Annotated in this window: 6 protein-coding genes; 3 read left to right on the top strand and 3 right to left on the bottom strand. The window is 51.7% G+C overall.

The genetic code is table 11. From position 1 onward, the window contains the following. The first annotated feature begins 520 nt into the window (after positions 1-520). Positions 521-1189 (top strand): hypothetical protein, encoded by a 669-nt coding sequence (locus RIC19_RS08515; protein WP_350177880.1) that lies wholly within the window; start codon positions 521-523, stop codon positions 1187-1189. Positions 1190-1202: 13 nt separating this feature from the next. Here RIC19_RS08515 and RIC19_RS08510 read toward each other — a convergent pair whose 3' ends face one another. The 3 genes from RIC19_RS08510 to RIC19_RS08500 all read right to left on the bottom strand — a co-directional run bounded on the left by RIC19_RS08510 (position 1203) and on the right by RIC19_RS08500 (position 6260). After that, a complete protein-coding gene (locus RIC19_RS08510; RefSeq protein WP_350177879.1) occupies positions 1203-2105 on the bottom strand; it encodes a Fic family protein in 903 nt (300 codons plus the stop codon). A 132-nt stretch (positions 2106-2237) separates the two neighbouring features. Then, positions 2238-3986, bottom strand: a complete 1749-nt coding sequence (locus RIC19_RS08505; protein WP_350177878.1) for a peptide MFS transporter — start codon at positions 3984-3986, stop codon at positions 2238-2240. Positions 3987-4103: 117 nt separating this feature from the next. Continuing rightward, complete coding sequence (locus RIC19_RS08500) at positions 4104-6260, bottom strand: peptide MFS transporter (protein ID WP_350177877.1); 2157 nt, start codon at positions 6258-6260, stop codon at positions 4104-4106. 282 nt (positions 6261-6542) lie between these two features. Between RIC19_RS08500 and ruvA the strand changes: the two genes are divergently transcribed. After that, positions 6543-7139, top strand: coding sequence for a Holliday junction branch migration protein RuvA (ruvA, locus tag RIC19_RS08495; protein WP_350177876.1), 597 nt, complete (start codon positions 6543-6545; stop codon positions 7137-7139). Positions 7140-7489: 350 nt separating this feature from the next. Continuing rightward, the gene (gene sov / locus RIC19_RS08490) at positions 7490-14881 is read left to right on the top strand and encodes a T9SS outer membrane translocon Sov/SprA (RefSeq protein ID WP_350177875.1); all 7392 of its coding nucleotides are present in this window, start codon (positions 7490-7492) and stop codon (positions 14879-14881) included. Positions 14882-14989 lie beyond the last annotated feature (108 nt).

The raw sequence follows: 14989 nt of genomic DNA, 5'->3' as shown, positions 1-14989 counted from the left end.
ACTGCTTCTACGTAGTAGAATGAGAGGAGTTCAATATGGGGCGGCAGCGTCATAATCGGTCATCCGATGCCGGCCGCCTCGCCATCTGCGAAAGCTGGGCGGAGCACTTGGAGTAGGTGTATACGGATAGGGAGTTTGGGGGGAATAACTCAATTCCTTTCGATTGGCAGATACGACTAGAAAGAACAAGAAACGACTCCCCCAACCACGTCCCAATAGGCTTACATTTCGATTTATTCGATAACGTCCCTGATGTCAACAAAGCCTGTGACAGAGAGGGGGGCGGCTGCGGTCCGATAGTAGACAACGTAGCTGGTTTTACCAATGGTCAGTTATTCTCTCTGCTTGATGCAAATACGGACGATCCAGATATTTATCGTGTCCGGATACTGAATGAGTTGCTGCCCGGCTCCGGGAATACCGTAGCCGACGTTGATGCGCTGTTCAATAGTTATTAAACTTATGTCGGGTGTGGGTGGAGATCAATCAAAGCCTACACCCGTTTCCAAGATATTGCATTATGAGATATTTTATGTTTTTACTTGTTGTATTTTCCGTTTTGTTTTGCGGCTGCCTCAGGAAAGAGTGTAGGGATATACCGGGCGGTTATACTTTTCAGGTACAAGCTACACTTCAGCCTACTGTCGATACTATAAGGATTGGTGACACCATGTCATTGGCATCATGCTTTTCTAATCGTGTTTTTGAGGAGAAAACTCAGGAATATCATATACTTGAGCATTTTGAGTTTTTCCCAAGCGTAGCCGTCTACAAAATAGATGAAATGCCAGCCAGTGAGGATGGCCTTGCCGACTTTGAAATCCTGATAAGCGATCAGTACAATTTCTCTTATCAAAATTTTAGTAGTGGGGCCTCCGGACTAGTTGGTGAGTATACCTACAATGAACAGGATAACGAATACTCACTGAAGTTTCAATTGGTGGCAGCATCCAAAGGTCTTTATTACTTAGAATATGGCATATCTCCTGATTTGAAAAATCAAGACTTTCCAGGTAAATGTAATAACGTAGGTGTTTCTACAGGTATCGTTTTGTTAAATCAAGGACAGGACAATAATATTTCACTTTTGGAAGACAGCCCTGATCCTCACTATAATAACTGGATACTGCAAGATCCTACAGACAGATTTTATAAGTTTGGCGGCTACTGCTTCTACGTGGTGGAGTAGCGCAGGGCATATTTCAGGCAGCGGGCAAGCCTGAGGGTAGAGCGTAGCTTAGCACAAACCTCTGGCAGCAAAGCACCCCCAATGCCAACCCCCCGGATGTCCACGGGAACTGCATTTTGGTAAGTGACGGGTCAGTAGCGGACCTCACCTTAATGCCCCTACTGCCTTGGGCAGCTGCAACAAAAAACGGCAGGCAACGACTGTAGTCCGGCTCGTAGTAATTGACACCCAGATTAATGGAAGCGTAGTAATCGGATAGGTGGTCCTTGTAGTACTTTTCAGCGGGTATCCTCCATGCCCGGTTATTGGTAGTGGTGGAAAGAAACCATTTCTCCAGGAGTCGGGCACTCCGGCCATTACCGTCCCAGAAAGGATGGATGTGCACAAATTTTAAGTGTAACAGCCCAGCGTGATAAAAAAGCGCACTAATGGATAGGTCTCGGTGGAGAAGGTTGCCGAGGTCATCGAACAACTCTTTCATTTTTTCACCGACATATTCAGGCTCAATGGCCAAATACACCAGCCCGGTATCATCAAAGACGCCCATCCGGTCATTCCGGTAGACGCCTCTTTTGTCTTTGACCAAAAGGGGTTGGCTCAATAGTTGATGGGCCCTGAGCAGGTTTTGCTCAGTCAGTTCATGAGTGCTTGCAAACTCATAAGCTTGAACCAAGTCCTGAATCTCCCGGACTTCCTTGCCAGGCTTGAATTGCTCTTTGGTAAGGGTGGCATTCATAAAGGAGTTCAGGTCTACGGAGTTCCCTTCAATATTGGAGGAGTAAACGGCGGAAGCTTTTATGCGATAGCCCAGGTCTTCCTGGTCTTCTGAAAACTCAATGTTTTCAAAGAAAGCATCCAGGTCCACGCCAATAGCCCGAACGAAGGCTTCATAGTAAGTGGTGTCGGTTATCCTCATTGCTATATGCTGGTGTGCCCCTTCAAAATAGCGGTAAATCCGCTGCCTTAAAAGTTTCAGAAGCAATTAAATAAAAACCGGGCTGTTACGCCAAATGGCAACAGCCCGGTCCCTCACGATGTGTATCGCTACCTAGCGTACACCGTGCATCAGGCGCTTGAGCAATGGATTGAGCGCCATCACCAACAGCCCGGAGGCAATAGGGACTATGGTGAAGATCAGGAAAAACGTACTCAGAGAGTACTGCGAGACGATCGCGTCAATCTTGCCGCCCATAAAGTGAGCCAGCTTATTGCCAATCGCAATGGCCAGGTACCAGATACCAAACATAAAGGCAATCATACGGCCAGGCACCAGCTTGCTGAGGTAGGAAAGCCCTACCGGCGACAGGCAAAGCTCGCCTAGGGTATGGAACAGGTAGGCCATAATCAGCCAGATCATGCTCACCGCTGCCGTCTCAGCCCCCTGTGGAATGGACAGGGAACCAAAGACGAGGAAGCCAAAACCTACGCCCAGTAAAGACAGCCCAATACCGTACTTCACAGCCGCAGAGGGGTTGTACTTGCTTTCCCACCATCGCGAGAACAAAGGTGCAAACATGATGATGAACAGGGAGTTCAGAATCGCAAACCAGGTCGCAGGAACTTCTGTACCTGTATTAGAGAATTCCCGGACCAGCTTATAAATCACAATTCCCCAGATAATCACAAAGCTCAGCCCCAGGATAATATTGGAAAGCGTAATCTTCTTGTAGGTCATCCGGAACAGGCTGTACAGCACCCAGGTGATGATGGTCAGTGGAATAATCGTAATGATGGTATCCACGATTTTGAAAATCGTAGCCGTATTGCCCGCCAGTGCCCGGTTGGTGTAGTCTTTGGCAAAGATGGCCATGGAACCTGCCGCTTGTTCGAAGGACGCCCAGAAGAATACGGTGAAAAAGGCAAAAATAGCCACGGCGGCCATCTTGTCCCGCACCAGCGGTGTGTACCGGGTCAAACGGGAAATAAGCAAGACAAGGAAGGCAACCAGAGCAGTCAGGATAACACCATTGGCGATACTGCCTTCTGCTCCGCCCGGCAATATTGGCATTTCACCAATCTTGGATAGCGGGTCATTGAAAATCCAGACCACTGACAACAAAGCAAAAAGCCCGATCAGCACTTTATCAAAAAGGGTGAATGGGTTGAGTCTGTCGCCTTCAGGCACGTCAAGTTCTTCGTCTGTTTGCGCTTCCGGCTTGTCGCCGATACCGTCAAAAATAGGCTTGGCAAAGTAGAACTGCAGCATGCCCATGAACATGAAAATGCCCGCCAGGCCAAAGCCAAAGCTCCAGGCAACTTTCTCACCCAGGTACCCGCAGAGCATGATGCCGAGGAACGCTCCGGCATTGACACCCATATAGAATATAGTGTAAGCGCCGTCTTTTTTCTCCGGGAAGTTTTCGTACATCTTGGAAATGATCGAAGTCATGTTAGGCTTGAAAAAACCGTTGCCAAAAATCAACAGCCCAATACCAATGTAGAGGAATAGCGGCGTCTCCACCGCCATAGCGGCATGGCCCAGTGTCATGAGTAAAGCGCCAATCACCACGGCTGACCGATAGCCAATCATCCGGTCGGCTATGTACCCGCCCAGAATAGGCGTCAGGTAGACCATCAGAGCGTAGGTGCCCAGTAGCGACAGGGCATCCTCCCGTTCCCAGCCCCAGCCGGGGTTGTCTACGTCCATTGCTCCAATAAGAAAGATCACAAGCAGAGCCCGCATTCCGTAGTAAGAAAAGCGCTCCCACATTTCTGTGAAAAACAAAACGAATAGCCCCGAAGGGTGCCCGAGCACGGTTCCGTGTTTCGTCAGGCTGTTCAATGATTCGTTCGACATAAGCGTTTCGCTGTTTTTTGTTTGCCCTGCCCAAACGGGCTCCGGGACTGTAGATTTGTAATTTGGTTAGTAAAAAAGCCCCCAACCCCTTGCTTAAAGGGCCGGAGGCTAGCTGTTTTATGCTTTTGGTGGGTTTAACATCGAGCCATCGTCATCCTGAGCCGGTGAGTCCTCGTCGGTCTGATCAGCAATTTCATAACCTTCCTGCTCCTCGAAGTGGGTGTCGGTCATGTCCTCCGCCCCGTGGGTCAGCTTTTTCAGGCGCTTGAAGAAGAGTAACAACAGCACACCAAAGGCCGCCGTGAAGATAAATATGCCGACAAAGGTCTTGTATTCCTGATGGTTTTGCAGCTCAAAGAGCTCGATCTCACCGCTGTATTTGCTAATGTCGACTTTCGCCCCTCCGTCTTTCATGGCAGCCTTAGCCTCCTCATCGTAAGCCATGCGTACCACAGCAGTGAGCTGCGCCTCCGAAGAAGCTCCTTCTTCTTTCAGGTACTCTACCAGCAATTGCTCATTTTCGGGCGTGAGCTGCAGCAACGCTTTCACATCCACACCGCCTTCTCGGATCACCACCTGCTCACCTTCCAAATAGGCATTAGCGGTAAACTCAAAATCATTGGCTTTCATGATGAGGGTATCTGCCGCCAGGTCGTATTCAGCCGGAGAAGCCACTAATTTGGCGCTCACCGTTTCCAACTGAGAAGCCTCGCCAATGGCCCCTGCAACTTTGTTGCCCAGGCCGGTCGCCGCAAAGTACACGCCCATCATGATGGAAACGTACTTGACCGGTGCCACTTTCGTGATAAAGGACAGGGCTACCGGAGAGGCGCATAGCTCGCCCAGGGTATGCAACAGGTAAGCCAGGATAAGCAAATAAAGAGCTGCTTTGTCACCATGTTGCTCCAAATCGGCACTGGCTTTCGCCATAAACAGGAAGCCTGCCCCCATGATGATGGTACCTATGGCCATCTTCACCAGAGAGGAGCTTTCATAACCTTTGTGCTTCCACCAAATCCAGAAACTGCCAACCAGTGTACCAAAGATGATGATGAACAACGCATTGACCGATTGGAAGACGGAGGCCGGGATTTCGTACAACTCTGAAGTGTACAGGTCTGACCGGTAGAAGCCGTAGCCCGCCAGAATGAGCGCACCAATCGGAAGGAAAAGGTAGTAAGTATCCTTCTTCTGGAAGTAGTGGATAATGCCCAGGAGCAGCAAAATACCACCGGCTCCGTAGAACAGCAGGTCAATGGTGAAGAAATTCACCGTACGGTCAATCTTATTCAGGGTATAAATATTGAGCAAACCACCAGCCTGCTCAAAGGCACCCCAGAAAACGATGATAATCAGGAAAGACAGGATCAGTACCACGAAGCGGTCCTTCTCAATGCGGTTGATCTCTTTGTAAATCATCATCATCAGTCCGGACACAATGGACAGAAAGAGGAACAGGGCCGCGTACAGGTAGCGGTCTGTGCCTTCAAAGGAGAGGAACGCCAGAATGGACGAGCCAAAAACGAGGGCAAGTGTGATGCCTAGTTGTAGCGGGCTTCTGAACAGCTCCTGGAACAAATCTCCGAAGGAGGAGTCGGCTGTATCCCCAGCTGCTTTGGGTTGTTGGCTCGGGGGCTCACCTACGCCCTTGAGGTACTTTTGACCAAGCATGAACACGATCTGCCCCAGCAGCATACCTATGCCCGCCAGGCCAAAGCCGTAGTGCCAGCCTATGGTTTCACCCACGGCTCCTACAATGAGGGACGAGAGGAAGGCCCCCACGTTAATCCCAATGTAAAAAATCGTGAAGCCCTGATCGCGCCGTTCGTCGCCTTGCTTGTACAAGCCCCCTACCATCGTGGAAATATTGGGTTTGAGCCCGCCTACCCCCAAAATGATGAGCGCCAGGCCGGTATAAAAAGCCCATAACGCCTCAATAGCCAGAATTCCGTGCCCGGCCACGAGGGTCAGGCCACCGTAGAGCACGGCTTTCTTTTGCCCGATGAACTTATCAGCCAGGATGCCACCGGGGATCGACATCACATAAACCAGCATGGTGTACCAGCCGTAGAGCGCCAGGGCTTCTGAAGACTCCCAGCCCAGGCCGGGGTTCTCGCCCGTTGCGGAGCTGATGATGTAGAGCACGAGAATGGCGCGCATGCCATAGTAGGAGAAGCGCTCCCACATCTCTGTCAGGAAAAGAATAAAGAGCCCAATCGGGTGCCCAAATAAGGTGGGCTGATTGTCAAAGTCAAAGGTGTTCGCTTTAGACATGTGTATTTTGAGTTTTTTACTAAGGCCAGGATGAAGCCTGACGTGGTTTTTCTGTTTTGTGGTTATCCGGCGGTCTCTGGCTGACGGCACTGCAAAACGAGTGTAAAATAGATACTTTTGGCTGAGCCTGCCTAATATCCCATCTATTATTTTGCGGTACGGGTAGTTCACAGACATACCCCCGGGGATAGATTTTCCTGCTATTTCCGGTTTACAGCGGAACTTCTTACCTTCGCCCCCCGACTACCCGAAACCGTCCAATCAGACTCACCTTATTGCAACATGATTACGTACATCAAGGGGAATATTACCCACAAGAGCCCGACTCACGTCGTGGTGGAAGCCGGTGGCATCGGCTACCATATTAATATCAGCCTGCATACTTACGCTTTGATTGAGAAGCTTGAGGCTGTCAAAATTTTGACGCACCAGCACATCAAAGAGGACAGCCACACCCTTTATGGGTTTTCAGAGTCCATTGAGCGTAACCTGTTCCGGCACCTTATTTCTGTTTCCGGTGTGGGGCCAAGCACGGCACAGCTGATGCTGTCTTCTATGACTCCGGATGAGATGCGGGCTTCTATTATTGGAGAAGATGTATCCGCCCTCAAGCGGATTAAGGGCATTGGCGCAAAAACGGCACAACGGATTATCCTCGACCTGAAGGACAAACTCCTTAAAGACGGAGGAGATAACAACCTACTGACCAATGCACCACAGGCAGACAATACGATCCGGGAGGAGGCGTTATCTGCTTTGGTGGCCCTGCAGTTCAATCGTATTCATGCGCAGAAAGCCCTGAACAAAGTCCTGAAAGCCCAGCCGGAGATTGGGCAGGTGGAAACCCTGATCAAGCTGGCCTTAAAAGAGCTTTCCTGACGAATTTCAAATTGCTTTGGTTGCCCCTGCTGAATTGCTTTACTTTGCGCCTTCTTTAAAAGGCTTAAGCAGGAAGCTTCCGGAGATTCCCCAAAAGCAGAATGTTAAAATTAACGGGCAGGGTAAAATATGTCCGGCACCTTCGTTTATAGGTGAAACACCCTGAGGCCGTGTTCGTAAAACGGTCCGGATTAACAAGATTTTAACTGTTTTACAGCCCTAAGTGATGGGGGCACAAAGGGCGCAACCGCTCATTGGAAAGCACCCTTTTTTGCTCCATCAAACGACTAACGTCTTTGAATTACTACGGATTAAGCGATGCCTCGTGCAAGAATTCCATGTTGTTGAATATGAATAAACTACTGATACTCGCTACGTTTTTGTGTGGGATAGCAACTATTGCCCTGGGGAGTGGCACACACCTCGATGAAGACCCCTACAGCAGCAGCTACACCGTAGCTTCAGATACCATCCCGGATATTGATGAGCGCTTTGGCGACTTTCTGACCAATCCGAACAATAACCCCTTCGACCTCAATGACCCCGGTGTTGTTGAGCAAAATGTGGAGTTTGACCCGGCTACTGGGCAGTACATTGTCACTGAGAAAATTGGGGACGATTTCTACCGCCCGCCTACTTTCCTCTCTTTTGATGAGTACCTCAATTTCCGTCAAAAGCAGGATCAGCAAGCCTATTTTAATGAGCTGGCAGGGATCAGCTCAACCGGTGCCACCGGTGCCCTCGACCCCATTGAGAAAATCGACGTAAAGGAGAACCTCCTGGAGCGCCTCTTTGGGGGGACTGAGGTGGACATCCGCCCACAGGGCAATATCGACCTGACCTTCGGTGTCAACTCCAGCCGTACCGAACGGCCCGACTTGCCCGAGCGGCAACGGAACCTGACCAACTTCGACTTCGACATGAACATCAACATGAACGTAGTCGGTAAGATCGGAGAGAAACTGAACCTCACCACCACCTATAATACCAACGCTAACTTTAATTTTGACAATCAGATCAAACTGGATTATAACTCGGATAACTTCGAGGGAGGAGAGGATGCTATCCTGCAAAAAATCGAAGCGGGTAACGTGAGCCTGCCCCTGCGCGGCAACCTCATTCAGGGGGGGCAAAGTCTTTTTGGTTTGAAAACCGAACTAAAATTCGGCCACCTGCGCCTCACGCCTATTGTCTCTCAGCAGCGTTCGCAGCGGGAGAATATTCAGATTGAAGGGGGCAGCCAGGTGCAGGAGTTTGAGGTGCGGGCGGATGAATACGATGAAAACCGCCACTTCCTCCTCACTTTCTTCAACCGTGACAACTTCAATCGGTCTCTTCAGAACCTCCCTCAGATCAACAGCCTATTTAAGATCAAAAAACTGGAAGTCTGGATCACCAACGACCGGAATGAAGTGACCGACGTGCGCGATATCGTAGCCCTGGCCGACCTGGCAGAGCCCAACCGCCTGGTAAGCCCCGATAAGGTCACCCGAAATCCGTCCTGGGATAAGCGGGACCTCGTCAGGCGTGACCTGCTCCCCGATAACTCCGCCAACGACTTGTACAGCCGCATCATCTCACGGGGAGAGCAGGTACGGGACATCGACCGGGCCGTTTCTACCTTCAAAAATGAATTTGACCTGCAGCAGACCCGCGACTTTGAAAAGGTGAGCGCCCGGAAACTGCAGCCTTCTGAATATACCTTCCACCCGGAACTGGGCTTTATCTCCGTCAACATCAATGTGCAACCAGATCAGGTGCTGGGTGTGGCTTTCGAATACGAATACAACGGGAGTATCTTCCGGGTAGGGGAGATGTCTATCAACAACAGTACTGTAGGTACGGATACCACTGACCTCACCCCTAAGGTGCTCTTTGTGAAAATGCTCAAAAGTACCACACAACGTACAGACGTGCCCACCTGGGACCTGATGATGAAAAACGTGTACCCCATCGGTGCCTTCCAGGTCAATCAGGAGGATTTCCGCCTCGACATTTTCTACGATGATCCCGGCGCCGGACAGAAGCGCTTTCTGCCGGAAACCAATATTGCAGGTATTCCCCTGCTTCGCATTTTCAACCTCGATAGCCTGAATACACAAGGAGACCCTCAACCGGATGGCATCTTTGACTTCGTACCCGGGGTAACCATCAACCCCAGGAACGGGCGGATCATGTTCCCGGTTCTGGAACCTTTCGGCGAAGCCCTCGCCCGGCAAATTAATGATGAAGAACTCCGGCGAAAATACGTCTATGACTCCCTCTACCGCACAACGGTCTTCTTAGCTCAGGAAGCAGCCGAGCAAAACCGATTTATCATAAGGGGGGAATACAAGTCGAGCGTATCCTCGGAGATATCCCTCGGGGCATTCAACATTCCCCCGGGCTCCGTACGGGTGCGTGCCGGTGGGCAGGAACTGGTAGAAGGCCGGGACTACGAAGTGGACTATACTATTGGTAAGGTCCGTATCCTAAACGACGCCATTTTGCAATCGGGGGTGCCGGTCAATGTCTCCTTTGAGGACAATACCTTATTTGGCTTCCAGCAAAAAACGATGGTGGGCCTGAGGGCAGATTATGAAATTGATGAGAACTTCAATATCGGCGCGACCTTCCTGAAGCTCTTCGAACGCCCCTTTACCCAAAAAGTAAACGTTGGAGATGACCCCATCAACAACAATATGTACGGGCTGGACCTCAACCTAAGCCGTCAGGCACCCTGGCTGACCCGCGCGGTAGACGCCCTGCCCGGCCTTTCTACCAAAGAGCCCTCCAGTATTACGGTAGCCGCTGAGGTGGCGGCTATTCAGCCGGGACACGCCCGCGCTATCAGCCTTAACCCGGTGGATGAAGGTGGGGTGGTCTACATCGACGACTTTGAAGGCAGTGGGGCAAGCTTCGACCTTCGGGCCCAGGCCAACCGCTGGTTCCTGGCTAGTGTGCCCCGGGATGACAGCCCCGGTTCAGAACAGCTATTACCCGAAGGGCAGCTGATCAACGACTTGCGCTACGGGGCCAACCGGGCATTGCTCAACTGGTACCGGATTGATCAGGCCGCCAGAGGTTCGGATGACCGCGATAATATCTTTACCAGTCAGGTACCACAAATTGAGGTCTTCCCGAATTTGCAGTTGCAACCCAATCAGCTGCCGAATGTGCAAACCTTCGACTTGCGCTATTATCCGGACCTGCGTGGCCCTTACAACTTCGACACCCCCGAGGGCTACCCCGGCTACACCCGGGGCGTGGAAACCTCAAACGGGCGCGTAGAGCTGAAAGACCCTCAAACGCGTTGGGGCGGTATTATGCGGGATATGACCACCAATGACTTCCAGTCGGCCAATATCGAGTTCCTGGAATTCTGGATGCTCAGCCCGTTCCTGGATGAGTCCGGGCAGGGCGCTGCCATGGACGCTGCCGAAAAGGAAGGGGACTTGTACATCAACCTGGGTAATATCTCTGAGGATATCCTCCGGGACTCCCGCCTGTTCTTTGAAAACGGCCTTCCCGGCCCGGCTAACCCCCAACGCCGGACCAACACCACAGAGTGGTCGCGGGTACCCGTATCCCAACAGATTACCCGGGGTTTTGATAACGATAACGCCACCCGGGAACAACAGGATGTTGGCCTCGATGGTCTTGATGATGAGGCCGAACGGACCAAATACCAGGATTATATCGAAGCCATCTCCGCAACGAACCCGGTAGTGGGGCAACAGGTGGCAGAAGACCCTTCACAGGACAACTTCCGCTACTACAACGATGGGCAATGGCCTGATGGGTCCGGGGTTTACGAGCGCTACCAGCAATTCAATAACCCGGACGGGAACTCCCGGTCAGCTGAGCAAAACACCGGTAACCAAAACCTCCGCCAAACCGGTACCAACATCCCAGACGCGGAAGATCTCAACCAGGATAATACCCTCAACGAGTCTGAGGCTTACTTCGAGTATAAGATCCCGCTTCGCCGTAGCCTGGACAACCCCGGTGAAATTGATGTTGAGGAAACCCCCCATATTACGGACCGGCGGGAAGCTTCCAACGGGCGGATTTGGTACCGCTTCCGTGTACCTCTAACAGAGCCGGATAAGTCTGTCGGTGGTATTCGGGACTTCCGCTCTATTCAGTTTATGCGGATGTACCTGCACAACTTCTCCGCTCCCGTGACACTCCGTTTTGCACGCCTGGAGCTGGTCCGTAACCAATGGCGGCGTTACCGCCCCGATCTGTCGGAGATTGGCGGCCCGGCTACTCCTGAATGTATTGATGATGAAACCAACTTCACGGTTGATAACGTCAACATCGAAGAAAACAGTGGACGTCAGCCGTTCAACTACGTACTGCCGGAAGGGATTCAGCGGGAACGTGCCGTGGGGGTCTTCACCAACCTGCAGAACGAGCAGTCGCTGTCGCTTAACATCGAAGACCTTTGTAACGGGGCAGCCCGCTCGGTCTTTAAAGTGATCAATATGGACATGCGGGTGTACGAGCGCTTCAAGATGTTTGTGCACGCCGAGGAAAAGAACGGGACGGAGATTCCCGAAGGAGCGACTTCCATCTTCGTCCGCCTGGGCAGTGATTTCCAGGGCAACTACTACGAGTACGAAATCCCCCTGACGATGTCAGAGGTTCAGGATTTATCCGGAGCACCAACCAGCTCTACCTACAAAAACGCAGTATGGCGGCCTGATAACAGCTTCGACTTTGCGCTTAAGGATTTCGTGGAGCTCAAAAAGCGCCGTAATGCTGATAATGTCAGCCTGAGTGAGGAGTATGTGGAAGTGCGGCAGGAGGGTTCTAAAATGCACAGCCTGAAAATCCGGGGCAACCCAAGTGTGGGCCAGGTGAAAGTCATCATGATCGGTGTGCGGAACCAATACGGTTTCGTGGTCGAAGATGAAAACTTTGACCTGGAGGTATGGATCAATGAGATGCGCCTGACGGGCCTGGACGAGCGGGGTGGTGCGGCTGCCACTGCACGGGTAGACGCGCAGTTGGCCGACTTCGGTTCCATTGCCGCAGCTGGTAACATCAGTACGATTGGCTTTGGTTCGCTGGACCAAAAGGTGCAGGAACGCGCCCGGGAGCGGATTTCGGGCTACGACTTTGCTGTAAACTTCAACCTCGACAAATTCCTCCCCGATCAGTGGGGGCTGCAATTGCCCTTCTACGCGCAGTTGTCTAATACCACGAGCACGCCAGAGTTCGATCCCTATGATCTGGATATCTTATTGGATGATAAGATCAGGGATGCCGATAACCGAACGGAGCGTGATTCCATTCGCGCGGCAGCCCAGGAAGTCTCGACCATCAAAAGCGTAAACCTGACCAACGTACGAAAGGAACGCGCCAACACTTCCAAGGCAGCTATGCCGTGGGATATTTCCAACTTCAGTGCTTCCTATTCCTATACGGAATCCGAATACCGGGACCCCATCATTGAATTCAATGAGGAGGAACGGCATACCGGCTCCCTGGATTATGCCTTCAGCCGGCGGACCAACTATGTGGAGCCTTTCAAGGCGCTGCAGGGGGATGCCTTTAAAATTATTTCAGAGTTCAACTTCAATCCGCTGCCGAACGCTTTCAGCTTCAGCTCTATCATGAACCGGGTCTTTGAGACCACGAGCTACCGCTTTACCGATGTCGCACCGGAGTACCGGACTTTCTACAATAAGCGTTTCACCTGGGACCGTGACTATGACCTGCAGTGGGACCTGGCGCGCTCGCTGAAGTTCAACTTCAATGCGACCAACAGCGCCGTGATTGATGAACCTAATGAGTCGTTCCTGGTGGAGACCTTCGGATTTGAGCAGGCGCGGGAGATTCGCCGGGACAGCGTCTGGACGAACATCCGCAACTTCGGGCGGCCCAAGAATTACCAGCACAATATTAGTGTGGGCTACGACTTACCCATTAAGCACTTACCGCTTCTGCAAGGGTGGGTGACAGCGAAAGTACAATATCAGGGCAGCTACAACTGGGCAGCCGCTGCACTGAACGTAGACAGCCTTGGCAACGTCATTCAAAACAATCAAAACCGGACAGCCGATCTTGATTTCAACCTGGAGCGGCTGTACGATAAGGTAGACTACCTGCGCAAGATCAACCGGGGCTCAAGAGGCGGAGGGGCTTCCAACCGGTCGAGTGGGCGCCGGCCGAGCTCCAAAGATGACGATACGAGCCAAAAAGATGATGACGAAGACAAGAAAAAGAAACGGAATGGCCCCTCGATGGTCGAACGGGCACTGATCCGGCCGTTGATGCTGGTCCGGCGGGTGCGGTTCAACTACAACGAGCAATTCTCTACGACTGTCCCGGGCTATATGCCGCAGTCGGAATTGCTGGGCATGACCGGCTTCGACTCTCCCGGCTGGGGCTTCGTGGCTGGTTTGCAGCCCAATATTCGCAACCTGAGAGAAGATCAGCTCTTCAACCCGACCGCTGATAATATTCAGGGTGACTGGCTACGGGAAAACGAACAGTGGATCACTGGTAGCTCCTTCCTTAACCGGGAGGTGATGCAGACTTATTCCCAACGGTTTGATGCCCGGGCCACGATTGAGCCTTTCCAGGACTTCCGTATCGACCTGGAGCTTAACCGGACCTTCACCGAAAATTATTCAGAGACCTTTAAGGATACCCTGCCGGGTGATGGGGTCAGGCAATTGGTGCATACTATCCCTTACGAAACAGGCGGCATGCAAATGACCTACAATGCCCTGAGTACGTTATTCCGCGATAGCGAAGATGAAATCGGTGACTTGTTTGACAACTTTGAGACCAACCGGGTTATTATTTCCCGCCGCCTTGGCCTGGGCAATCATCAGGACCCTAACCTGAGCAACCTGGGGTATACCCGTGGCTATGGCAATACGCAGCAGGAAGTGATCTTGCCGGCCTTTATTGCGGCTTACCGGGATGTAGACCCTACCACCGTGCGGTTGAATATTTTTGATCAGATACCGTCACTCAACTGGCGGATGCAGTATAACGGACTCTCCCGGATACCCTTTTTCAAGGAAATCTTCCAGAACTTCTCTATCTCCCATGGGTACCGGTCGACGCTCAGCGTGAACAACTTCCGGTCGAGCCTGCCTTATCTGGCTACCCGGGCAACGGAGCCTATTGATACGGGGACATTCAACTTCTACCCCAGGTTGGAGATTGCAGATGTGGTGATTCAGGAGCAGTTTGCCCCATTAATTGCGGTGGATATGACCCTGCAAAACGGAATCAGTCTGAATGTGGACTACAAAAAGTCCCGAACGCTGGCCCTGAGTACCGTCAACTATCAGCTCAATGAAACCCAGTCTGAGGAATTCACCGTAGGGTTTGGTTACCTGATCCGCAACGTGGATATCCCCTTCCTGACTGGCAGCAATAAGAAGCGGGACCGTAAGAAAGAAGAGGAAGAGCCTGACCCTACGCAGCAAAATCAGGGGCGGAATAACCGGCGGGGCGGCGGTGGCCGTGGCCTTCAGGGGCAGGATTTGGATATCAACTTCGATATGTCGATCCGCGATGATGTCAGCTTTGCTCACCGTTTGGACGAAGGCATTCAGGAGCCAATACGAGGCACTTACGTGTTCTCTATTTCACCTTCTGCAGAATATGCCATCAGCCAGCGCTTATCGCTGCGCCTGTTCTTTGATTACCGGCGTACCGAGCCGGCGGTGGGACCGGCTGTACCCAGAACGGATGCTTCCGGCGGGGTTATTGTCCGCTTCCAGCTGAATTAAGACAACGATAAAAAGACTTAGAGCGTGTTGGGATTTTACACTTCGGGCTGCTTATTCTTCGTCCCAAAAATCCTTCCCGCAAACTGCGGGACAGGCTATTTAGCTGAG

Origin of the sequence: Phaeodactylibacter sp., assembly GCF_040219495.1 — a bacterium.
Taxonomy (GTDB): domain Bacteria; phylum Bacteroidota; class Bacteroidia; order Chitinophagales; family Saprospiraceae; genus Phaeodactylibacter.
Note: the sequence above shows the minus strand (reverse complement) of the source record. Positions and strands in the feature narration are given on the sequence as shown.

Bases quoted from the DNA above. Each gene is read 5' to 3' on its own strand.
- RIC19_RS08515 (WP_350177880.1), top strand. From the start codon at position 521: ATGAGATATTTTATGTTTTTACTTGTTGTATTTTCCGTTTTGTTTTGC.
- RIC19_RS08510 (WP_350177879.1), bottom strand. From the start codon at position 2,105: ATGAGGATAACCGACACCACTTACTATGAAGCCTTCGTTCGGGCTATT.
- RIC19_RS08505 (WP_350177878.1), bottom strand. From the start codon at position 3,986: ATGTCGAACGAATCATTGAACAGCCTGACGAAACACGGAACCGTGCTC.
- RIC19_RS08500 (WP_350177877.1), bottom strand. From the start codon at position 6,260: ATGTCTAAAGCGAACACCTTTGACTTTGACAATCAGCCCACCTTATTT.
- ruvA (WP_350177876.1), top strand. From the start codon at position 6,543: ATGATTACGTACATCAAGGGGAATATTACCCACAAGAGCCCGACTCAC.
- sov (WP_350177875.1), top strand. From the start codon at position 7,490: ATGAATAAACTACTGATACTCGCTACGTTTTTGTGTGGGATAGCAACT.